General features: G+C 37.7%; 21 protein-coding genes. 19 read left to right on the forward strand and 2 right to left on the reverse strand.

All coding sequences use genetic code 11. From position 1 onward, the window contains the following. The first annotated feature begins 45 nt into the window (after positions 1-45). The 6 genes from CP352_RS04680 (at position 46) to CP352_RS04710 (ending at position 4,959) form a co-directional block, all read left to right on the forward strand. Positions 46-933, forward strand: coding sequence for an ABC transporter ATP-binding protein (locus CP352_RS04680; RefSeq protein WP_089143396.1), 888 nt, complete (start codon positions 46-48; stop codon positions 931-933). 235 nt (positions 934-1,168) lie between these two features. After that, positions 1,169-2,395: an MFS transporter gene (locus tag CP352_RS04685; protein ID WP_025006275.1), complete on the forward strand. Its 1,227-nt coding sequence runs from the start codon at positions 1,169-1,171 to the stop codon at positions 2,393-2,395. Between the two features lie 193 nt (positions 2,396-2,588). Beyond that, the gene (locus CP352_RS04690) at positions 2,589-2,864 is read left to right on the forward strand and encodes a type II toxin-antitoxin system Phd/YefM family antitoxin (RefSeq protein ID WP_013087009.1); all 276 of its coding nucleotides are present in this window, start codon (positions 2,589-2,591) and stop codon (positions 2,862-2,864) included. Beyond that, a complete protein-coding gene (locus CP352_RS04695) occupies positions 2,861-3,118 on the forward strand; it encodes a Txe/YoeB family addiction module toxin (protein ID WP_025006274.1) in 258 nt (85 codons plus the stop codon). Before CP352_RS04690 ends, CP352_RS04695 begins: the two co-directional genes overlap by 4 nt. 101 nt (positions 3,119-3,219) lie before the next feature. After that, positions 3,220-4,053, forward strand: a complete 834-nt coding sequence (locus tag CP352_RS04700) for a helix-turn-helix domain-containing protein (protein ID WP_089150758.1) — start codon at positions 3,220-3,222, stop codon at positions 4,051-4,053. A 363-nt stretch (positions 4,054-4,416) separates the two neighbouring features. Next, entirely contained in the window at positions 4,417-4,959 is a 543-nt protein-coding gene (locus CP352_RS04710; protein WP_089150756.1) for a hypothetical protein, read from the forward strand. Between the two features lie 328 nt (positions 4,960-5,287). On the opposite strand, the gene thiD is transcribed toward CP352_RS04710, so the two are convergent. Further along, positions 5,288-6,103: a bifunctional hydroxymethylpyrimidine kinase/phosphomethylpyrimidine kinase gene (thiD, locus tag CP352_RS04720; protein WP_089151081.1), complete on the reverse strand. Its 816-nt coding sequence runs from the start codon at positions 6,101-6,103 to the stop codon at positions 5,288-5,290. 124 nt (positions 6,104-6,227) lie between these two features. Here thiD and glpK point away from each other — a divergent pair, with 124 nt between their 5' ends. The 13 genes from glpK to CP352_RS04785 all read left to right on the forward strand — a co-directional run bounded on the left by glpK (position 6,228) and on the right by CP352_RS04785 (position 22,618). Further along, positions 6,228-7,727 (forward strand): glycerol kinase GlpK, encoded by a 1,500-nt coding sequence (glpK, locus tag CP352_RS04725; protein WP_023487729.1) that lies wholly within the window; start codon positions 6,228-6,230, stop codon positions 7,725-7,727. Positions 7,728-7,782: 55 nt separating this feature from the next. Further along, the gene (locus CP352_RS04730) at positions 7,783-8,556 is read left to right on the forward strand and encodes a tyrosine-protein phosphatase (RefSeq protein ID WP_005723724.1); all 774 of its coding nucleotides are present in this window, start codon (positions 7,783-7,785) and stop codon (positions 8,554-8,556) included. A 7-nt stretch (positions 8,557-8,563) separates the two neighbouring features. Continuing rightward, a complete protein-coding gene (locus tag CP352_RS04735; RefSeq protein WP_005728205.1) occupies positions 8,564-9,514 on the forward strand; it encodes a LacI family DNA-binding transcriptional regulator in 951 nt (316 codons plus the stop codon). Between the two features lie 143 nt (positions 9,515-9,657). Beyond that, entirely contained in the window at positions 9,658-10,836 is a 1,179-nt protein-coding gene (locus CP352_RS04740) for an acetate/propionate family kinase (RefSeq protein WP_013086997.1), read from the forward strand. Further along, positions 10,837-11,265: a PAS domain-containing protein gene (locus CP352_RS04745; RefSeq protein WP_013086996.1), complete on the forward strand. Its 429-nt coding sequence runs from the start codon at positions 10,837-10,839 to the stop codon at positions 11,263-11,265. Between the two features lie 112 nt (positions 11,266-11,377). Next, on the forward strand, positions 11,378-13,039 hold the full coding sequence (locus CP352_RS04750; RefSeq protein ID WP_005720048.1) for an alpha-glucosidase: 1,662 nt from the start codon (positions 11,378-11,380) through the stop codon (positions 13,037-13,039). 3 nt (positions 13,040-13,042) lie between these two features. Beyond that, a complete protein-coding gene (locus CP352_RS04755; RefSeq protein ID WP_005720049.1) occupies positions 13,043-14,764 on the forward strand; it encodes a glycoside hydrolase family 13 protein in 1,722 nt (573 codons plus the stop codon). 171 nt (positions 14,765-14,935) lie between these two features. Next, positions 14,936-17,200, forward strand: coding sequence for a glycoside hydrolase family 65 protein (locus CP352_RS04760; RefSeq protein ID WP_089143009.1), 2,265 nt, complete (start codon positions 14,936-14,938; stop codon positions 17,198-17,200). After that, positions 17,193-17,855 carry a beta-phosphoglucomutase gene (gene pgmB / locus CP352_RS04765; protein WP_005720051.1) on the forward strand — a complete coding sequence of 221 codons (663 nt, stop codon included), beginning with the start codon at positions 17,193-17,195 and terminating at the stop codon, positions 17,853-17,855. The genes CP352_RS04760 and pgmB overlap by 8 nt, the downstream gene beginning before the upstream one ends. A 21-nt stretch (positions 17,856-17,876) precedes the next feature. Next, the gene (locus CP352_RS04770) at positions 17,877-18,983 is read left to right on the forward strand and encodes an ABC transporter ATP-binding protein (protein WP_023487724.1); all 1,107 of its coding nucleotides are present in this window, start codon (positions 17,877-17,879) and stop codon (positions 18,981-18,983) included. Between the two features lie 115 nt (positions 18,984-19,098). Further along, a complete protein-coding gene (locus CP352_RS04775; RefSeq protein ID WP_089143010.1) occupies positions 19,099-20,325 on the forward strand; it encodes an extracellular solute-binding protein in 1,227 nt (408 codons plus the stop codon). Between the two features lie 74 nt (positions 20,326-20,399). Then, a complete protein-coding gene (locus tag CP352_RS04780) occupies positions 20,400-21,758 on the forward strand; it encodes a carbohydrate ABC transporter permease (RefSeq protein WP_089143011.1) in 1,359 nt (452 codons plus the stop codon). 2 nt (positions 21,759-21,760) lie between these two features. Then, positions 21,761-22,618: a sugar ABC transporter permease gene (locus tag CP352_RS04785; RefSeq protein WP_005720055.1), complete on the forward strand. Its 858-nt coding sequence runs from the start codon at positions 21,761-21,763 to the stop codon at positions 22,616-22,618. Positions 22,619-23,117: 499 nt separating this feature from the next. Here CP352_RS04785 and CP352_RS04790 read toward each other — a convergent pair whose 3' ends face one another. Further along, positions 23,118-23,474 (reverse strand): hypothetical protein, encoded by a 357-nt coding sequence (locus tag CP352_RS04790; protein ID WP_089143012.1) that lies wholly within the window; start codon positions 23,472-23,474, stop codon positions 23,118-23,120. Positions 23,475-23,574 lie beyond the last annotated feature (100 nt).

Here is a 23,574-nt window from a genome sequence, read left to right on the forward strand (position 1 = left end):
ACGCTTTTAGGCGTTGCCAAACGAGATTTTCTTCTTAATTTGAATATGTCTAATAGTGAAATTATTTTACAACTGATTTTTCAATTAGTATTGTTCATTAATGGTGGTTTATCAGTCATTTCTGGAAGAATGACAATTGGTTCTTTTTCAATCATTTTTCAATATTTTGACCAACTTTTGGGAGAAGTAGATGAAGCTTTTTCTATTTTGTTTAACTTTGAATCATTCAGGGTAGCCCGGCTGAGAATCAACAATTTACTATCCATGAAAGATGAGCAAGATGGTGAAAAAGCAGTTTCCAAAATAAATTCGATTCAGGTACAGGATTTTAATATTTATTTAGATGGAAAAACACCATTGTTTACTAGAAAAATTTCTGCTACTTTTGTTGCTCCTGGATTTTATGTTGTAAGGGGTAGAAATGGAATCGGAAAATCAACTTTTCTTAGAACAATAATAGGATTATATACACCAAAAAAAGAAGGAAAAATCACCATAAATGGTGTAAATGCTGATTTGATTAATAAAAGAAAACTGAGAGAATCGAATATAAGTTGTCTATTTCAAGATACACCGCTTCCTAATTGTTCTGTAAGAGACTATTTAGGATCATATCCTAATAAAAGTCAGATTGATAAAAATGAGTATTTTGCAAAAGTCTTTAATTCATCACAATTTAAAATTGAGAAAGTTTTAGATAGAGAGATGAGTGAACTATCAACAGGCGAAATACAATTAGTGAAATTATATTCTGCTATTTTGAAAACTAATGCACAATGCTTTTTACTAGATGAGCCATTGGCGAATATCTATCCTGAACTACAAAATGATTTGTTAAAGTTATTGCAGGAAATAGCGCAGACTAATTTGGTTATTATCATAAGTCACGATTTGCAAGTGAATGAAAATGCTAAAAACATGAGAATAGAGTAACTATTATTCGTGTATTCGTGCTATAATTACCTTAATTTTTACAGAAAGCGAGGACTAAAATGCGCGACATTTTAGGTTTAAGTTTGAGAATGAATTATTTCCTTTCATTCGTCAAACGCTACTTAAGGCTTAACCCAGATTTTTAGCTGAAAGTCTGGGATTTTAAACTACAACTGAATAGTAATTTTCCCTGGCTTTCAGCGACATTAGCAGTGTTGTGAAAAGGAATGGGAAAATGTTTAACTTAATCGAAAAAGAAAATGTCAATGTCAGACGATTATTAGCTGGACGAGTGTTAACTAACATCGCAGATTCACTATTTTACATGGCAATTTTGTGGTTCTTTAAGGTGCGCTTTAATTCACCAGTGATTTTGTCCCTGATTTTCATTGCGGACTCATCAATTGATATGCTGTCGTTTACTTTGGGTCCACTAATTGATCGCATCTATATCAAAAAGATGCTTAAAATTGTAACGGTAGTGCAGATCGTTACTAGCGTTATAGCGACGTTGTTGTTTCAAGCTAAGCTGTGGCAAAATCTAACAATTTGGTTTTTGTTAGCAATATACGTTATTTCAACGATCGGCTCGACTTTGATTTACCCTGCAGAAGAAAAAATTTTGCCAGTCATCGTTTCGAAAACGAAACTAGCTAAAGTAAACGGCGTTTTTCAAATGACTTATAAGACGCTGGATTTGTTCTTGAATGCAGCGGCAACATTATTGATTACTTGGGTGTCACTTGATTTCACAGTGATCATTTCTGCAGTATTTTTTGCAGGTGCTCTAGCCTTTTATACCAAGTTGATTCTGCCCAGGAAATTATTGTTGCCTGAATCTACGAGCGAGTATTTTACGGAAAACTATTGGCAAGATCTGCTTAAGGGCTGGCAGACTTTGAAACAAGAAGACAAGATAGCACGCTTGATCATGCCTTTTGCAGTGACTAACTTGTTCTATGGGATTTCGTCTGTTGGTCTGCCTTATTTTGCAACGGAGCATTTGACTAAATCAGCGATTGGCTATGGTAGTTTAGAACTAGCTTCATCAATAGGTGGGCTAGTTGGCAGCATGTTAATTCAACGGCTAACTTTTGATAAAAATAAAATTGAAAGATTGGTCGTTGTATGTCTGGCATTGTCTGGCTTGGCGATTGTGCTTGAGCCAGCTGTGCCCAAAGGGATGCCAATTTTGCTATTAATTCTGTTTTTCACGTCCGAATTATGGATTGTGATGATGAATATTAACTTTGAGGTATTGGTCCAAGAGAGTTTTAGTCCGCATGTTTTAGGTCGAGTAGAGACGATCAATGACTCGATTCTATCATCGATGATTCCGATTGGCTCATTTTTAGGCGGGCTGATTGTAGCGCGTTTTGGTGCAGATTGGGCGATTGCACTTGAGGGAGTTGCTCAAATTTTGACAGCAGGATATTATTTTGTGATTGAGAAAAAGAAGTAAATAAATAGCAGTGGTCGACTAGATCATTGCTTTTTTTGTAAAGAAGAGCGGTCAAATGATCACCACAATGTGTCTCTAATTGAACTGTCCCATGGTTAATCATTTTTTCAACCATTTACGATTATTGCTTTTGGTAGTAATATAAGTAAAAATATAGTACAATAAGTTGTACAATATAAGGAGGGATTAGTCTATGGATGCGGTTAATTACAGTAATTTTCGTAAAAATTTAAAGCATTATTTTAAGCAAGTCAATGATGATAGTGAACCTTTGATCGTAACTAATAAAGAACCAGAGGATAATGTGGTTGTATTAGGTAAAGAAGATTATGATGCCTTGGTTGAAACATTAGAAATTCAATCTAATCAATACCTAATGGACAAGATTGAAAGAGGGCGTAAACAAGTTAGTGAAGGCACGATAAAGCAACATGAACTAATTGATCCTGAGCAGGTAACAAAATCATGATCGTAGCATGGACGGATGATGGTTGGAACGACTATGTGTATTGGTATGACGATGGTGATTATAAAAAGGTATCAAGAATAAACGATCTTGTGAAAGATATGAAAAGACATCCATTTACAGGTATTGGTAAGCCTGAGCCCTTAAAGAGAAATCTATCAGGGTTATGGTCAAGACGAATCGATTCGAAAAATCGGATCGTCTATGATTGTCATAAATCAATGATAACTATATATTCATGTAAGGATCACTATTGATAATTGGAGTTTTGCAGCAATGATTAATTTCATTGCTGCTTTTTTCATTGACTAAAAAATATAAAGTGCTGTTTTTATTAAAATTGGACAGGGGGATTGCTATGAAAATTGGAGAAGGACTACGCAAAGAAAGAATAAAATTAGGACTAACACAGGATCAAATGTGTGCTGGGATCCTTAGTCGTCCTTTTTACGCAAGGATTGAAAGTGGCAAAAATCGCATAAATGCGGAGAGCTTATTTAAAATATTGCTTGAGCATCAAGTTGATCTAGTAGAGTTTTGTGATCTTATTCAAGATGATTATACGTCAGAAGAACGAAAAGTTGAGAAGCAATTTGAATTTAAAATGAATCTAGCAGTTAGTGCAAAAGATACTGAAGCTTTGGATAAGTATTGTCAGCAGATAATGAATTCATCTAATAATGAGGCTTTGAAGTTGCGAGCATTAATTACTTCGGCATATTTTAAGGGTGAAACTGACAAGATTGATGTAGAAATCAGGACGAAGATAAAAGCTGAGTTTGATGGAGGGAATAATTGGCTTGAGCGACCAGACCTACTGCGATTATTGGCTAATACGATGCCGATGTGGCCACAAGATGAATTGGACTTTTTAATTGGGCGCTTGCTTGATTTTGCAAAAAAATCTGAGCTTTCAGAGTTAACGACTGAAAGATATTTAAGATTGCTAGAAAATTATCTGGTGGTTTGTTACGACAGAAAGGTTCATAAGAAAACTACACATTTTGATCATATTGATGACGCGATGGAATATATTATTGATGCTACTGAGTCGTTTCACTTGATGATTTATAGAATTGAAGTGTTTTATATGAAAGCATTATTTTTAGATCAAATGGACAAAGCAAAAGAGATTAAACAAGAGCTTAGGAAAATAGGATATGGAAATATGATTGCCAATTGGCTTGAGTAAGACTTTGTAACAAATATGATACAAAGTCAATCGCAGGAGAACTTACATGATTTAAAATAATAGTTGAAGACTTAGATGGAAGGAAAAACTTAAGTTAATGCAAGTCGACGTTGCTTCCATTGTAACTACAGTAGTAATCCTAATTGCTGTTACAATAATTATTATGAAAAAAGAAAGTAAAATATCTGGAATAGCAATTATTACTGTTGGTGTGGTATTTCTAATAGATTCATGCTTTCTTAGATATAAACCAGTTATACAACTAGTAGTATTATCGATCTTTTTTATTATGCTTGGTATATTTTGGATCATTCAGAGCTATAAGAAATAAGTAAATCCAAAAATTAATGGAAATCGAAATTTATGACTAAAAGAAATACGGTAATTATCACTGTTTTTATAATTATTGTGATAATGGGATTAGTATGTTTGCATAACCAATATTCTAGCAATTCAAGCCCAATATTAGAAGCAAAAGTAACTTCGGATAATGGTGATAATCTTTCATTTTTAAGAATTTATAATGATGGAAAAATTCGAAAAGACTCATCTACAAAAGGACAATTTGTCAAAGCTATAGAAGTTGATCCTCAAATTTTTCACGATCATGCTGATAAAGAGAATAATTCTACCTATCTAACACTAGATAAAGCGGAACTAAATAGAGATCAGCGAATAAGTTCTAATCCTACTTTTATTAAGATCATTAATAATTTGGTTAAACAAAGTAAGCACTTGATAGTAATATTAAATTTGTTTAAATTAGACAATGAGTATTATGCTTTTATCAAGTATAATGCTGGTCTTTCAGATGAAGGTACGTTATACAAGTACAGCAGTGATAAGCTAACAAAAGTTTGCACACTAGATTCAGGTAAAATAGTAGGTCTTAAGAAGGTAAAATAAATTGCGTGAATCATTACTAAGTCCCAAACTTTATCAAGCTCTAAAATACATTTTAGCTGTAACACTGATAATAATCTTAATCTTGCCATTACCAGCAATTAATCAGAAAAAGATCAATTACTGGCTGGTAGGATCATATTGTCTAGTCCTGGGCGATTGGTTAGCTACTTGGATGCAACATCATCATATTCATTGGGTTATTAACATAATCATGGGATACGTAATAGCGTTCATTATTTGTGTAATACTGTATCTCTACACAGCAATGATTTAATTGAAAACAGACATAAAAACACCGAAGTTCAAAATCTGAGCTTCGGTATTTTTTCTATCTATTTTCTTCCTGTGCAGTCAAGTGATTGATCGGACCCCATTTTGAACCAACATCAATTGGGTGAGAAATTGCAGCGTAAGTAAAGTCCTTACCAATTTTTATAGCATCAATTACAGACTTTCCCTTAGCTAATTCTGCCGCAATAACTGCGGAGAGAGTATCACCTGTGCCATTCACGCGATCAGTCTTAAAGAAAGGCTTGGTAAATTCGTGAAATGCGCCATCTTCAGTCAACAAAATATCAGTTACTTCAGTCTGATTATCTGAGTCATGACGTCCCTTCATCAAGACATTTTTAGCACCCATCTCTTGTAGTTTTTTAGCGCCTGCGTGAATTTCCTCCTTATTATTTAGCTTCAAGCCAGTTAGCTTTTGTTGTTCATAAAAGTTAGGCGTAATTACATCGGCTAGCGGCAATAATCTGTCTAAGAAGGTCTGGTAGGCATCATCGTCAAGTAGGGTGGCACCGTGCTTAGTGATGATGACGGGATCAAGCACGATTTTACCCATGTCGTATTTTTCAAGATTATCGGCAACGCAATCGATAATTTCCTTGTTAGCCAGCATCCCTGTCTTAGTCGCATTAATCTTGAAGTCGTCGTTTAACACATCGAATTGCTTTTGGATAAAATCAAGCGGCATAATTTGTTGGGCAAAAATTCCTTTTGTATTACCAGCTACAGCCGCGGTCATCAGCCCCATGCCATAAACGCCCCGTGCATAGAATGAATGCAAATCTGCTGGCATTCCTGCACTACCATCACTATCGTTACCCGCAATTGTTACCGCAATTTTTTGATTTTTTTCCATTAAAATGCCCTCCTTAAAAAATCCTTATAAAAATTATACCGTATCTATTACATTAACTGCTAGAATCTGCATTAGAAAAACAGTAATATTATAAGAAAGCGCTTTTGCAGAAAAGAGAATAACTATGACAGAAAAATATATTTTAGCAATCGATGAAGGAACCACCTCTACTAGAGCAATTATTTTTGACCATGATGGACGTGAAGTTGCTTCTGCCCAAAAAGAATTTCACCAATATTTTCCAGAGCCTGGCTGGGTTGAACATGACGCTAATAAAATCTGGATGGCGGTCCAAACAACAATTGCCAATGCTTTTATTAATTCGGGCATTTGGCCTAATCAAATTGCCGCAATTGGCATTACCAACCAACGTGAAACGACCGTTGTTTGGGACAAGGATACAGGTGAGCCAATTTATCATGCAATCGTTTGGCAGTCACGGCAGACAACAGAATTAGCTGAAAAATTAAAAAAAGAAGGCTATAGTGATGAAATTCGTCAAAAAACAGGCTTAATTATTGACCCATACTTCAGTGCAACTAAGATTCGCTGGATTCTTGATCATGTACCTGGCGCGCAAGAAAAAGCTGAACAGGGGAAGTTGCTTTTTGGCACGATTGATAGTTGGCTAGTTTGGAAGTTAACTGATGGTGCTAAACACGTGACTGATTACACTAATGCTTCACGGACCATGCTGTTTAATATTCACACGCTCAAGTGGGATGACGATATTTTGCATTTGCTCAATATTCCTAAGCAAATGTTGCCTGAGGTGCGCTCGAATTCAGAGATTTATGGTGAAACAGCGTCATATATGTTCTTTGGTGGACAAGTGCCAATTGCTGGGATGGCCGGTGACCAACAGGCAGCCTTATTTGGTCAACTAGCTTTGAAACCAGGAATGGTGAAAAACACATATGGCACCGGTGCCTTTATTGTGATGAACACAGGAGACAAGCCAACAGACTCTAACAATAATCTGTTAACGACCATTGGTTATGGCATTAATGGTAAGATTACTTATGCTTTAGAAGGATCAATCTTTGTGGCTGGTAGTGCAATTCAATGGCTACGCGATTCGATGAAGTTGATTAAGCATGCGCCAGACTCTGAACAAGCAGCGCTTGAGTCGACATCAGAGAACGAGGTTTACGTTGTCCCTGCCTTCACTGGGTTAGGCGCACCATATTGGGATGCGGAGACTCGTGGTTCAATCTTCGGTGTTACACGTGGAACTACTGACAAGGATATAATTAAAGCAACTTTGCAGTCATTAGCTTATCAAACCCGTGACGTTGTTGATACGATGCAACAAGATTCAGGCATTGAAATTCCTGCTTTACGTGTTGATGGCGGTGCTAGCAACAACAATTACCTGATGCAGTTTCAGGCTGACATTTTAGGGATTGAAATTGAACGCGCTAAAACGCTGGAAACAACCAGCATGGGTGCAGCCTTTTTAGCTGGCCTTGCCGTTGGCTATTGGAAAAATATTGACGAGTTAAAGCATACCTTTACGATTGGACAGGCCTTTGAGCCGAAAATGAGTGCAGTTGAACGTGAAAAACTTTATTCAGGTTGGCAAAGAGCAATTCGTGCTGCTCGGTTATTTGCACATGACTGATAATGATATAATAAAAGTACGGTATTAACACTTTAATGAGGAAAGGCAAGGAAAAATGAAGCATGATCGAATATTAGCTTTGGATGGACCGCTGAATTTCAGAGACATCGGCGGCTACCAAAATGACAAGGGTCAACATGTAAAGTGGAACAAAATATATCGTTCTGATTCACTTAGCTCCTTGTCGAAGGAAGATCAAGAAAAGTTAGTTGAACGCCGAATTACCGTAGATGTTGATTTACGCTCTAAGTATGAACAAAATTCAGCGCCTGACAAGCTTTGGTCAAATGTCCGTTTTGTTGATGCACATATTTATTCTGAAAACCGCAAGCAAAATAAAGGCGATAACAAGTTATATCGCTTTGTCCATCATATTCCTGATATGGGTGACAATTGGCTTGGTCAAATTTACCAGCAGGTTTTGCTTAATTCACATAGTCAACATGAATTTGCTAAAATTTTTGCGGAATTGATTGAATTACCTGAAGAAGATGCGTTAGTTTATCATTGTAGTGCGGGCAAAGATAGAACAGGCATGACTTCGGCGTTAATTTTGACCGCATTAGGTGTTGATGATGACACCATTTCGCGTGATTATTTATTGACCAATGAATTGTATGACTTTGCTTTGGCTAAACAGTTCCCCGATGATAATGAAATTGCTAGCCTAGTTTCTAAAATGAATATTACCAAGGGAGAGGGACCGGCTATTCGTGGAATTACGGAAACTATTCGCCAAGGCTGGGGCAGTTTTGATGGATTTTTCAAAAAAGAGCTTGGCTTTAGCCAAAAAGATTTAAACCGATTCAGAAAGATGTACTTAGAATAGGAATAATATGACTACTTTATCAGATGTTGCTAAAGAAGCAAATGTATCAAAAATGACGGTATCACGAGTGATTAATCATCCTGAACAAGTAACGCCAGAATTAAGAGCAATGGTAGAAAAAGCAATGGAGAAACTAAACTACCATCCCAATTCAATTGCACAGGCTTTAGTTAATAATCGGACTAACGTGGTAAAATTTGTCACTTTAGAAGATATTGATACCACTGAGCCATACTATATGAACTTGCTTTTTGGTTTTGCTCGTGGTTTAAATACTAAGCAGTATGCGATGCAATTAGTTACGGATCCTAATCAAATTGAAAAGGAACATGCAGATGGCTATTTAATTACCGGGGCGCGAAACAAAGATTATGAATTATTTGATAAACTCGATAAGCCTTTTGTTTTATTTGGTGAAAATCACCGCGGCTATGACTTTGTTGATTCTGATAATCAGTTAGCAGAGAAGATGGCTACTCAATATGCTTTAGACCGGTTATATAAGCACATTATCTTTATTGGAATTGATTTAAAAGAGCCATTTGAATATTCACGTGAAGCTGGTTATATCAACACTTTGCAACAACACCAGTTGATACCACAAATTTTTCGGGTTTCTAATCATAGTCATGCTGCGCAAGATGTGATTCATGAACATTTTAAGGAATTTAAAAAAGATACTTGTTTCGTCTGTGCCAGTGATCGAATTGCAGTGGGTGTTGTACGGCAATTGCAAGATGAAGGCGCTCGAATTCCGGAAGACTTTGGAGTTATTGGTTTTGATGGTGTCTTTTTAGATCAAGTTTCTAATCCAAAGCTAACGACAATTAAACAACCAATTTTTGAAATGGGTGAAATGTTAGCTAAAATGCTACTGCAAAAGATTGCCCAATCAGGTTCACCTCAAGGTGAAGTAATGCTTAAACCTAAGCTAATTCGGCGCCAATCAACTAGATAAATCGAAAAAATAACGAGCACGTCTGATATCTCAGAGGTGCTTTTTTACTGCCTTTAAAATTGTTTCCTATTATGAGTGAAAGCGCTATACTGGAAACAAGAGGCAATTTATTGAGAGATAAAATATGAATAGAGGTCACGATTATGAAAAAAGTTTTGGCAATAAATTCTGGTAGTTCATCATTTAAATATAAGCTTTTTTCATTTCCAGACGAAAAAGTTATTGCTTCAGGGATGGCTGATCGTGTAGGAATGGACAATGCTGTTTTTAAAATAAAGTTGAACGACGACAAAGAATATATTAAAAATACTTCAATTCCAGACCAAGAAGCAGCTGTAAGCTTGTTAATTGAAAATTTAAAGAAGTTTCATGTTTTAAAGAACTTAGACGAATTATTTGGAGTTGGACACCGAGTGGTTAACGGGGGCGAAGTCTTTAAAGATTCCGTCTTAATTGATAAGCAAAAGCTGCAACAAATTTTTGATTTAGGTGAATTAGCCCCTTTGCATAATGTGCCAGAAGCAATGGGGATTAAGGCTTTTATGAAGATTGTTCCAGATGTGCCACAAGTGGCAGTATTTGATACGTCATATCATACTAGTCTTGATCAAGTTAATTATCTTTATCCAATTCCATATAAGTATTATGAAAAATATGGTATTCGTAAGTATGGTGCTCACGGCATTTCTGTTAGCTATGTTGCTCCAAGAGCAGCGCGCATGATGGGCAAGAACCCATATACAGTAAAATTGATTGTTTGTCACTTAGGTTCTGGTTCTTCAGTTACTGCGGTTAAAAATGGCAAGTCACTTGATACTTCAATGGGCTTTAGTCCTGTGACTGGGGTAGCAATGGGAACACGTAGCGGCGACTTTGATCCATCAGCCCTTGAATATATTATGCAAAAGACCGGCATGACGATTGAAAAAGCCGTTGATATGTTAAACCATAAGTCGGGGATGCTCGGTGTATCAGGCGTTTCCTCTGATATGCGGGATCTGTTAGCAAGTAAAAATAAGCATGCATGGCTGGCAAGAAAGATTTTTGTTAACCGCGTTGTCCGTTATGTTGGTGCATATGCGGCAGAACTTGACGGTATCGATGGTATTGTCTTTACTGCTGGGATTGGTGAACATGATCCCGGCGTTCGGGCCGGCGTAATGTCATCATTGCGTTACTTAGGCTTGGAGCCTGATTATAAGGCAAATGATACTGATGGTGAAAAGTTTATTTCTAAGCCAGATTCTAAGGTAAAGGCCATGATTGTGCCAACCAACGAAGAATTGATGATTGCCCGTGAGGTTGTAAGGTTGGCAAAGTAGATGACAGATAATATTAAATTAGTAGGTGGCAGTTTAAGCGTTGAGCAGTTAAATGCTATTTTTGAGACTATTCCCCAAGAAATGGATGTCTTAGATGAAAATGACGTGGTTGTTTGGTCATCGATGAATAAACATCGTTTGTTTAAGCGAACTGAAAAAGATATCGGCAAAACTGTCTTTGAAGTTCATCCCGGTCACAGTCAAGGTCATGTTAAGGCAGTTTTAAAGCAGATGCACGAAGGCAAACGTGGTAAATTGTCGATTATGATTCATAAAGATGGGATTCCGGTGAACATTGCCTTTTATAGTTTGCATAATGATCAAGGAAAATATCTTGGCTGTATTGAGGTAACGCAGCCAGTGGCTGATTTGCAGGAGAAAGGCAGCAAGTGGCGGAATGTTTGGAACATGATATTTAAAAAGAAGTAAGCAAAGAGCACAATTCAAATTTGAGTTGTGCTTTTTTGATACCGCTAACAATAAATATGATGTTGAAAACGGTTTCTCATTTCCCTTAAACTATGCGTGGAGGAAATTAATTATGGCACATTGGTACGATCACGCAATTATATATCAAATTTATCCTAAGTCTTTTCAAGATAGCAATGGCGATGGCGTTGGTGACCTTAATGGTATTCGCAAACGCATCCCTTATTTGAAAAATTTAGGAGTTAACGCCGTCTGGCTTAATCCTGTGTTTGTTTCACCACAGGTGGACAATGGCTACGACGTTTCAAACTACTTCGCAATCGATCCTCATATGGGGACCATGGAAGATATGGAAAACTTAATCAAGGATTTGCATAAGGCAGGGATCCACCTCATCATGGATTTTGTCTTGAATCATACATCTGATCAACATCCTTGGTTCCAAGATGCCATCAAGAACCCCGATAGCCTTTATCGAGACTACTATATTTTCGCTGGTCATGATGGCAAGCGACCTAATAACTGGGGTTCATTCTTTGGTGGCAGTGTATGGGAGCCAGATCCAGCAGGCACAGGTCAATCTTACTTTCACTTGTTTGATAAACGGATGCCTGATTTGAATTGGAAAAATCCCGAAGTTCGGCATGCTATGTTGGAAGTGGCAGAGTATTGGCTGAAAAAAGGGATTGATGGTTTGCGTTTAGACGCTTTTATCCATATTGGCAAGGCAGATTTGCGACAAAATTATCCAACTGGAGATGGGGACGTGAACAAGCCAATTGTTGCGGAACCATTTTTCGCTAACTTACCACAGGTGCAGGAATGGATGCGGCCTTTCTGTGAGCAGATTAAGCAGGATTATCCAGATACGCTTTTATTAGGTGAAGCTGCAAGTGCTAGTGTCAATCTAGCTGTTGATTACACGACTAAGCGTAATCATCTAATGGATAGTGTAATTACCTTCCGGTACTTTACCGATGATGATTCTAATTGTGATCAGCGTTTTTCAAAGCAATATCAGCCTAAAAAGTTAGACTTGACGGCCTTTAAACAAAATCAAGTGGTTTGGCAACAAACATTAGCAGGCGTATCGCAGCCTACTCTTTATTGGAATAATCATGATATGGCCCGTTTGGCTACACGCGTAGCTAGAACACAGACTCAGGCTAAGAGCTTGGCGATGTTGATGTATTTGCAACGCGGAATTCCAGTAATTTATTACGGTGAAGAATTAGGGTTAAAGAATCTACATTTCACTAGTGCAGATCAATTCGAAGATCAAACTGTAGCGCCATGGTTAAAGGATGCAGAAAAAGTTTTGAGCAAAGATGCGGCCTTAGCTATGGTTAGTGAAACACATAAACTGCCGGCCCGTGGTCCAATGCCGTGGGATGCAACTGAGAACCATGGTTTTAGTGAAGTTAAACCATGGATAACAGGTATTAAACAGGATGATGCTTGCGTAGCTAACGAGATTAACGATACCACCAGCATGTTTAATTTTTACAAAGAACTGCTGGAACTCAAAAAAGAAGCCTTATTCCAGATTGGAACGTATTATATGATTTCAACGGATAAGAATAGCTATGTTTATCAACGTGATTTACATGATGAAAGTGCCATTGTAGCTGTTTCATTGAGTGATCAAAAGACAACTGTTGAAATACCAGCCGGTTATACTGTTGCAACACTAAAAGCGGGAGAATATCAATTAACTAATGAAAAATTAACTTTGATGCCTTATGCAGGTGTTGTGTTGAAAAAGGAGAATTAATATATGCAATTAGCAGCTTTAAGACACCGAACTGAAAGTGAAGATAGTTTTGTAGTTGATCCAAGTCATGTTCGCGTGCGTTTTCACAGTGCTAAAAATGACGTTAAAAAAGTAATTGTTCACTACTGCGATAATTATTTGCCACTTGAACAGGCTAAAACATGTGAGATGGAAAAAATTGGCGTAGGGCAGTGTGAAGATCATTGGGGCATTACGCTTGAAGCACCATATCATCGCTTGAAGTATACCTTTGAAGTAATTGGCAGTGATGGCACTAGTGTAGTTGTCGGTGATCGTGCAATTAGCAGTGATGTAGACAAGGCCATTATGGAAGATGGTTCTTATTTCAAAGTGCCATATTGCCATGAAATTGATATGGTGAAAACGCCAGAATGGGTTAAGCATACTGTTTGGTACCAAATCTTTCCAGAACGTTTTGCAAACGGTGATAAGTCTAATGATCCCCAAGGGGTTAAAGCGTGGAATCCGGAGGATCATCCTGGCCGCGAAGACTTCTATGGTGGTGACCTGCAAGGCGTGCTTGACCATCTAGATTACTTGAAGAAACTGGGTGTTAATGGCCTTTATTTCTGTCCTATTTTTAAAGCCAGTTCTAACCATAAATATGATACGATTGACTATTTGCAAGTTGATCCGGCATTCGGCGACAAGGATTTATTTGCGAAAGTTGTTAATGAAGCTCATGCCCGCGGAATGAAGGTCATGCTGGACGCGGTTTTCAACCACCTGGGTGATCAATCAATGCAATGGCAAGATGTTGTTAAAAATGGTCCAAGTTCTCGTTTTGCTAGTTGGTTCCACATTAATGAATATCCAGTTGAACCTTACCGCGATCCATTAAAGGGTGAGGGTAGTCCTAAGTTCGATACTTTTGCCTTTGAAAAGCATATGCCAAAGTTGAATACAGCTAATCCAGAAGTACAGGATTTCTTGTTAGAGATTGCTACTTACTGGGTAAAATATTTTGATATTGATGCTTGGCGACTAGATGTGGCTAACGAAGTTGATCACCACTTCTGGAAGAAATTCCACAAGGCTGTTACTGATATCAAGTCAGACTTTTATATTGTAGGTGAAGTTTGGCACTCAGCTCGTCCATGGCTTAACGGTGATGAGTTTACTGGCGTAATGAATTATCCATATACATTGCAGATTGAAGATCACTTTTTCAAGCATAAGCTGTCAGCACAAGAATTAACTAGTCGTTTGACAGACCAGTTGATGAAATATCGCGATGCTACCAATGCAGCCATGATGAACATGCTTGATTCACACGATACGGCCCGAATTTTGACAGTAGCTAATGGAGACCAAGATTTGGCTTTGCAAGCCTTAGCTTTTGAATTTATGCAAAAGGGTAGTCCATGCATTTATTATGGAACTGAAATGGGTATGACTGGTGGCAACGATCCTGATTGTCGTAAACCAATGGATTGGGCAAAAGAAGACGGCCCGGTTTGGCAACGAGTTCATCAATTGATTGACTTTCGTTTGCAACATGATGAAACTTTCGGTAAAGGTCGAATTAAGTTACACGTAACAGAGAATGGGTTAATTGAGGTCGATCGTGAGGGGAATGAAAGCATTAAAGCATACTTTAACACGACCGATCATCCAGTAGAGATCAATTGTGAGAACACGTTTAGTCAAGATTATGAGAATAATCAATTGGCACCAAAAGGCTTTGTAGTGAGTGTTCATTAAAAGTTACTTTTAATAAGCAAAAAAAGAAGGCAGATTAATATCTACCTTCTTTTTCTATTAACTAATCCTGATAACGGTAACAGCAGATTTAATATTGTAAACCGCTTTCAACTAAAGGATAATGAAAGCGTAAACAAGAGAGAACCTCGAATATTACGGGAGATAGAATATATGAAACGAATTTTTGAAATTGATCCTTGGAAGGTCGTTACCCATAAGTTCGAACCAAAAGATAAAAGATTGCAAGAAAGTATGACTGCAATCGGCAACGATTACATGGGTATGAGAGGAAACTTTGAAGAAGGCTATTCAGGTGACAGCTTACAAGGTACTTACCTTGCTGGTGTTTGGTTCCCTGATAAGACGCGTGTTGGTTGGTGGAAGAACGGATATCCAAAGTACTTTGGTAAGGTTCCTAACTCACCAAGTTTCATCAACATGGGAATTACGATTAATGGTGAAAAACTTGACTTAGCTAAAGTTAAGTTTAGTGATTTCTACTTAGCACTTGATATGCACCAAGGTCTTCTGACTAGAAGTTTTACTTATGAAGGTAAGGATACTAAGGTTAAATTCGAATTCGAAAGGTTTTTACATATTACCTTAAAAGAAGCAGCTTTAATTAAAGTTAAGGCTACCGTTTTAAGTGGTAAAGCTAAGATCGACTTTGATGCAGCACTTGATGGAACTGTTGTTAACGAAGACAGTAACTACGATGCAAAATTCTGGATGCCTTTAGGTGAAAATGCTGAAGCAAGAACTATTAAGGTTGAAACTAAGGCTAACCCATACAAGGTTCCACAATTTACAGTCCTCCTTAAGCAAAGTCTTCGTCATAATGGTGAAGTAGTTAAGGGTGATGTTTCAACTGAAGCAGCCCAACTTCATGAAAAGCTTTCAGTTGAGTTAAATGAAGGCGAAAGCTACGATCTTGAAAAAGATGTCATTGTTGTTACTAGTCGTGACGTCAAACCAGATGATCAAGATGCTAAGGCAGCTGAATTGATGACCAAGCTTCAAGCTAAGAGTTTTGAAGAAAACTTAGCTGATCATGAAGCCGTTTGGCAAAAGCGCTGGGACAAATCAGATGTTGTAATTGCTGGTGATGATGCTGCTCAACAAGGTATCCGCTTTAACATTTGTCAATTATTCATGACTTATTACGGTGAAGATGAACGTCTTAACGTTGGTCCTAAAGGTTTTACCGGTGAAAAATACGGTGGTGCTACTTACTGGGATACTGAAGCCTACATTGTTCCAATGTACTTATGTGTTACTGATCCTAGTGTTACTCGGGCACTTTTACAATACCGTCACGATCAATTGCCAGGCGCATACCATAACGCTAAAGAACAAGGCTTACCAGGTGCATTGTTCCCAATGGTTACCTTCAACGGGATTGAATGTCACAATGAATGGGAAATCACCTTTGAAGAAATTCACAGAAATGCGGACATTCCTCACGCAATCGCTATGTACACTGATTACACTGGCGACGACAGCTACGTTAAGAACGAAGGTATGGACGTTTTAGTTGGTACCGCAAGATTCTGGGCAGCTAGAGTTCACTGGTCAAAGTGGCGTAACAAGTACGTAATGCACGGTGTAACGGGTCCTAATGAATACGAAAACAACGTAAACAACAACTGGTTCACCAACACCATGGCAAGATGGCTTCTCAAATACACTTTGGAACGTTTGCCACTTGCTACTAAGGAAGCTCAAGAAAGAGTTTGCGTAACTGACGAAGAAAAGGCTAAATGGCAAGACATCGTAGATAACATGTACTTACCAGAAGACAAGGAACGAGGCATCTTCTTACAACAAGATGACTTCCTAGACAAGGATATTCGTCCAGTTAGCGAAATCGAAGATCAACGTCCAATTAACCAACACTGGTCATGGGACAAGATCTTGAGATCACCATTCATCAAGCAAGCCGATGTTTTACAAGGTATCTACTTCTTGAACGATGAATACACTATGGAACAAAAGGAAAAGAACTTCGACTTCTACGAACCATTAACAGTTCACGAAAGTTCACTTTCACCATGTATTCACTCAATCTTAGCTGCTGAACTTGGCAAGCAAAAGAAGGCTGTTGAGCTTTACCAAAGAACTGCTCGTCTTGACCTTGATAACTACAACAACGACACCGTTGATGGTTTGCACATCACTTCAATGAGTGGTTCATGGCTTACAATTGTTCAAGGTTTCGCAGGCATGCGTTACGATCACAACCAATTGAAGTTTAACCCATTTGTTCCTGAAGGTTGGGATCACTACAGCTTCAAGATCAACTACCGTGGTCGCTTGATCGAAGTTTATGTTGATCATGAAGGAACTAAGCTTACTTTGCTTAAGGGTGAAGATATTGATGTATTAGTTCACGATAAGAAAGTTACTCTTAAAGAAGGTGAAACTACAAATGCTTAAAGGATTGTTATTCGATTTAGATGGTGTTTTAACTAACTCAGCTAAGTTTCACCTTACAGCTTGGAACAATTTAGCTAAGGAATTAGGCATTACCTTAACAGATGCTCAACTTGATAGCTTGCGTGGTATTTCAAGAATGGATTCACTTAACCTGATCTTGAAGTACGGTGGTCAAGAAGACAAATACACCGAAGCAGAAAAAGAAAAGTTTGCTGCAGAAAAGAACGCTAAATTTGTTGAACAAGTTGAAACTATGACACCAAAGGATATCTTGCCTGGTATTCCTGAATTGTTAGCAGATGCTAAGAAGCAAAACTTAAAGATGGTAATTGCTTCTGCTTCAAAGAATGCACCAAAGATTTTAACTAGATTAGGTATTATGGATGAATTTGATGGCATTGTTGATCCAGCAACACTTCATCATGGTAAGCCAGATCCTGAAATTTACATCAAAGCGCAAGAAATTGCAGGGTTAAAGGCTGATGAAGTAATCAGTTTTGAAGATGCCAAAGCTGGGGTCGAAGCAATCAAGGCTGCAGGTCAATTTGCCGTAGGAATTGGTGATAAGGAGCTTTTGAAAGAAGCTGATTACATCGTTCCAACAACTGCTGAGTTGAAATTGAGTGAAATTGAAAAAGTTTTTAATGAAAAATAATTAAAGAGAGTAGGGGAAACAATGGTTGAGGTTGATTTAAACCATATTTACAAAAAATATGCAGGTAACGACAGATATTCTGTTAACGACTTTGACTTACATATCAAGGATAAGGAATTCATCGTTTTCGTTGGTCCATCTGGCTGTGGTAAGTCAACTACTTTGAGAATGGTTGCTGGTTTGGAAGACATCAGTAAGGGTACTTTGGAAATCGATCATAAAGTAATGAATGATGTTGCTCCAAAGGATAGACACATCGCGATGGTTTTCCAGAACTACGCTTTGTATCCACACATGACCATTTATGATAACATGGCCTTCGGTTTAAAGTTGCGTCACACGCCTAAAGATGAAATTGATCAAAAGGTTAAAAAAGCAGCTAAGATGTTAGGCCTTGAAGAGTACTTGGATAAGAAGCCAGGTGCTTTGTCCGGTGGTCAAAGACAGCGTGTTGCATTAGGACGGGCAATCGTTCGTGCGGCACCTATCTTCTTGATGGATGAACCTTTATCAAACTTGGATGCTAAATTGCGTGTGGTAATGCGTACTGAAATTGCTAAGCTTCACCAAGACTTGGGTACTACAACTATTTATGTTACCCACGATCAGACTGAAGCGATGACTTTGGCTGATAGAGTTGTTGTAATGTCTGTTGGTAGAGTTGAACAAATCGGCTCACCACTTGAAGTTTACAACAAGCCAGTTAACATGTTCGTTGCCGGATTTATTGGTTCCCCACAAATGAATTTCTTCAATGTTCACTACAAGGACGGTCGAATTTCTGATGGCAAAGGCTTGAATATTGGTATTCCTGAAGGTAAGGCAAAACTGCTGGAAGAAAAGGGCTACAACGATAAAGACTTGGTCTTCGGTATTCGTCCAGAAGATATTCACTCAGAAGAAGCATTTATGGAAACATGGCCAGATTCAGTAATTGAATCAAAGGTTGTTGTTTCAGAGCTTCTAGGTGCAACTATTCAGCTTCACCAAGAAGTTGATGGTACTGAATTTACTGCTATTGTAAATTCACGTGATTATCACAAGCCAGGTGACAAGGTTAAGATGGGCTTTGATGTTAACAAAGCTCACTTCTTTGATAAAGATTCCACCAAGGCGATTGTTAACTAATCTGGTACTGAAAACGCAGTACAGATAATTATTAATTAAGCTTACAACCATATGTAGCAGAAGCTACTGTTGTTAAGAATTGTTTATTGTTTTGATTTTTTAGGAGGAAAAAGTCATGAAGATTTGGAAGAAAATGGCTTTAGGTAGTACTGCTGTTCTTGCTGCATTATCATTAGCAGCATGTTCAAACGGCTCAAGTAATTCATCATCAAGTAGCAGTAATTCAAACAAGAAGGCTAACTTGACTCTTTGGGTGGATACTGAACAAGTTCCTTACTACAAGCAAATTGCTAAGGACTTTACTAAGAAGAACAAGAATATTAAGGTTCGTGTAGTTCAAAGTCCTAACGGTTCAGCTAACGCTAAGACAGACGTTGGTAAGGACCCATCAAAGGCTGCTGATGTCTTTGAAGTTCCTAACGATCAATTAGGTCAAATGGCTGAAGCTGGTTACATTAACCCACTTTCACCATCAGCAACTAAGGATATCCAAGACAACTATGTCGATGTTGCTTCAAAGGGTGTAACTTGGAAGGGCAAGGTTTACGCATTCCCATACGCACAACAAGCTCAAACCATTTACTACAACAAGTCTAAGTTATCAGCTACCGACGTTAAGGACTGGAAGACTTTAACTTCAAAGGGTGTTGTAGCTACCGACTTTACTAACGCTTACGTAATGTGGCCAGTAATGTTCTCAGCAGGTACTACACTTTACGGTAAGAATGGTGAAGACCTTAAGGGCTCAACTTTCAACTCACAAAACGGTATTAATGCTTTGAAGTGGTACGCAGCTCAAAAGAAGAACAAGGGCGTAATGCAAACTTCAAACGCTTTGAACCAATTGAAGAAGGGTAACGCACAAGCTATTTTGGACGGTCCTTGGAACGCTGCTAATATCAAGAAGATCTTGGGTAAGAACTTCGCAGTTGCTAAGTATCCTAAGATTGAAGTTGGTGGTAAGAGCGTACAAATGGAAGCATTCCTTGGTATTGAAGGCTTCGCAGTTAATGCTAACACCAAGAATGCTAAGGCTGCTTCAGATTTAGCTGCTTACATTACTAACAAGAAGTCACAATTAATTGCTCATAAGAACGCTGGTCAAATTCCAGTATTGAAGAGCGCTGTCAACTCAAGTGCTGTTAAGAGTGACCCGGTTGCTGAAGCTGTAATCGAAATGGCTAAGCCAGGTAACTCAGTATTGCAACCTAAGCTTCCACAAATGGCCGCATTCTGGAATGGTGCAGCTCCACTTATCAGTGGTACTTACGACGGCAAGATTAAGCCAGCACAATACAAGCCACAACTTGCTAAGCTCGCTAAGAACATTGAAAAGAAATAATTTGCTAAAAGCATAAGCAAGGGTTGGGCTAAATAAAAATTGTCCAGCCTTTTTGCCTAAGAAGGGGAGAAGTTATGTTTCTAAAGAAAAAGCATGTAGCTCCTAAAGCAACATATCGCGAGGTTTGGTCAAAAGGTGACATTGCTACCAAGTTATCATTCTTCTTAATGGGTAGTAACGCCTTGGCAAACAAACAATGGGTAAAAGGTATTTCATTCTTACTTTCAGAAATTATCTTTATTGTTTGGTTTATCCTCAGTGGTATCCCTACTTTAAATTCATTAGCTACATTAGGTACTATTAAAACCAAAAAAGTTGTTTATGATGTCGCACAAGGCGTTTATGTAACCAAGCAACCATCAAACTCAGTTTTGATTTTGTTATTCGGTGTATTGGCCTTGATCTTATGTGTAGCAATCATTTATCTATACATTGTCAACTTACGCTCAACTAGACATAATTATATTTTGAAGCGTGATGGGGACCATATTCCAACTAACGTTGAAGAACTTAAGAGTTTGCTTGATACTCGGTTACACGCAACCTTGATGGTTATTCCATTATTGGGTATCTTGTTCTTTACGATTTTGCCAACGATCTTCATGATTTCAATGGCCTTTACCAACTATGATCGTCAACACCCAATCGCTTTCTCGTGGACAGGTTTCCAAGCATTTGGAAATGTTTTGAGTGGTGACTTAGCTGGTACTTTCTTCCCAGTCTTAGGCTGGACTTTGATCTGGGCTGTGGCAGCTACTGCTACGACTTTCTTCTTTGGTGTTTTGCTTGCTCTTTTGATTGAATCAAAAGGAATCAAGCACAAGGGATTCTGGAGAACAATCTTTGTTATCATTTGGGCTGTACCACAATTCGTTTCACTTTTGATGATGGCGCAGTTCTTGGACTACCAAGGTGCTTTGAACAATATCTTGATGAACTTGCATTGGATTAGTTCACCAATTCACTTTATTGATAACCAAGCTTCACCTTTAGTTGCAAGAATTACCGTTATTCTTGTTAACATGTGGATCGGTATTCCAGTTTCTATGTTGGTTTCAACAGCGATTATTCAAAACTTGCCACAAGATCAAATTGAAGCTGCTAAGATTGATGGTGCTAATGCTGCACAAATTTTCCGTTCAATCACTTTTCCACAAATTTTATTTGTGATGGCACCTTCACTTATCCAACAATTTATTGGTAACATCAACAACTTCAATGTTATCTTCTTGCTGACAGGTGGTGCACCAATGAACAGTAAGTATAACGGTGCTGGATCGACTGACTTGTTGGTAACGTGGTTATATAACTTGACCTTCGGTCAGGAACAGCGTTATAACGCCAGTGCCGTATTGGGTATCTTAATCTTCATTATTAGTGCAACTGTTTCGTTAATCGCATATCGTCGTACTAATGCATTTAAGGAGGGCTAGACATGAAGTCATATTCAAATCAAAGACGGCTCTCATTAATCTTTCGGTATATTCTGTTAATTGTTTTAGCGATTCTATGGATTTTACCGATTGTCTGGATCGTCTTAGCAAGTTTTTCATTCAATGATACTGGATTCGTTTCGACCTTCTGGCCGGAAAAATTCACATTGCAGAACTATATTGGGATTTTTACAAACCCACAATATCCATTTGGTAACTGGATCATTAATACTTTAGTTATTTCATTGCTTTCAATGGTAATTTCAACTTTCTTAACTATTTCAGTTGCCTACGTTCTGTCACGACTTCGCTTTGCATTTAGAAAGCCATTCTTACAGATCGCATTGGTATTGGGGATGTTCCCAGGCTTCATGTCAATGATTGCTTTGTACTACATCTTGAAGGGTCTTAACATGTTAAACCTCTTCGGATTGTTACTAGTTTATGTTGGTGGTGCCGGTTTGGGCTTCTACGTTGCTAAAGGATTCTTTGATACTATTCCTCGGTCAATCGACGAAGCTGCCGAAATCGACGGTGCTACTAAGTGGCAAGTATTCTTACATATTGGTTTGCCACTTTCAAAGCCAATGATTGTTTATACTGCTTTGACTGCCTTCATCGCTCCATGGACAGACTTCATTTTCTCAGGTATTATTCTTTCAACTTCAGGAAATGCTAAGACTTATACAGTTGCTTATGGTTTGTACAACATGGTGCACACAGCTAAAGGTAACGCGACTGCATACTTCGCTCAATTCGTTGCAGGGTGTGTAATCATCGCTATCCCTATTACTATCTTGTTCGTCTTCATGCAGAAGTTCTACGTTAACGGAATTACTGCTGGTGCCGATAAGGGTTAATGCAAATATTGCTTATGCTAAAAAACGCTTTGCTTTCGAGCAAGGCGTTTTTGTATGGAGAGAAAATTAAAGCAGTAAGAATTCTACAATTACTAAAAGTATGGCAAAAATAGTTGGTAGCCAAATTTTAGTGTGAACAAGCTTACACCAAACATATAAAATACTAATACCAATGGTAGATAGATATAGACTTGGTTAGGATTAGCTAAATCGGTTAAGTTTAATTTCAAAAAAACGAAGCTCAAAATAAGATTTAGTGTGATATTTAAAATGCTAAGTAGAGTAACAAAGTAAATATTAATTTTAGTAAGAAAATAACTACTGATAATTAACAAAACTAATAGCCAAAATGTTAGTTGGGCCACTACTATGGCTGGAATAGTATGAACTTCACCTTCGATTATAAAAATTGTAAGGAGGGGATAGATGCTGAGCAAAGTAATCAAAATGCTGTTAATTAATCTTGGTGTTTTCAGATATTTGATTTTGTGTCCTATATTTAAACTAATTTCTTTGAGATTTTAGTAGTTAGCAAGCCTAAAATAATATTGCCGATAGCAAAATAATTGCTAATGCGCTCATTTAATGTCAGTCCAGGGTAGGCTAGTTCTATTATTGAAATAAGAGTGATGAAGCCTAGTGGATAATATTGTGTCTTTAGCCTGAAATTGATTTTAGCAATTCTGATAGCAATGATAATGAATAAACAAACTAAAATGATATTTGCAATTAAAAAGAAAGTACTTGTGAAATCATTTGATTTAGTAAAACCGAAGATGAATGTTGGGCCGACTGAAAGCAAATAGATAATAATTAATGCGTTATTGATGATTTTTAGTTCTTTCTTAGAAAACATAGTGACTTATTTCTTAATCCTTTTAGCAATAAAAATTGTTAGTAAGCATATACTCAGATAAGCTATAAAAAAAGTATAAATAATGCTAATCATTGGGAAT

Source organism: Lactobacillus sp. UMNPBX1, from assembly GCF_002554085.1.
Lineage (GTDB): Bacteria > Bacillota > Bacilli > Lactobacillales > Lactobacillaceae > Lactobacillus > Lactobacillus crispatus.